The following is a 271-nucleotide window of genomic DNA, read 5'->3' as shown; positions in this document are numbered from 1 at the left end:
ATCAGCGTCAATCCGGGCTACACGCTGAGCGGCGCCATCTCGGCCAGCCTCGGAAACATCACCTATTTCCTGCTCGGCAGCAATGCGACGGCGTCGGTCACGACGACCGGCAAGGTTTCCATCGACGGCGCTGCGCCGGTCACCATCGCGCCGACCGCCGTGCCGGTCACGGTGGTCACGCCGACCTTTGGCTACTTCGCGGGCAGCGGCAGCTATTCGGTGGCCGGCTTCAGCACCGCCTCGCTCAGCGCCGCGTCGATCACGCTGTCGG

Annotated in this window: 1 protein-coding gene; it reads left to right on the top strand. The window is 67.5% G+C overall.

Annotated features, from left to right (window positions below; genetic code table 11):
• Nucleotides 1-271, top strand: a 271-nt coding sequence (locus RZA33_RS19495; protein ID WP_317509781.1) for a hypothetical protein, incomplete at both ends; no start/stop codon positions are given.

It is taken from the genome of Halovibrio sp. HP20-59, assembly GCF_033052795.2.
Lineage (GTDB): Bacteria > Pseudomonadota > Gammaproteobacteria > Pseudomonadales > Halomonadaceae > Vreelandella.
Note: the sequence above shows the minus strand (reverse complement) of the source record. Positions and strands in the feature narration are given on the sequence as shown.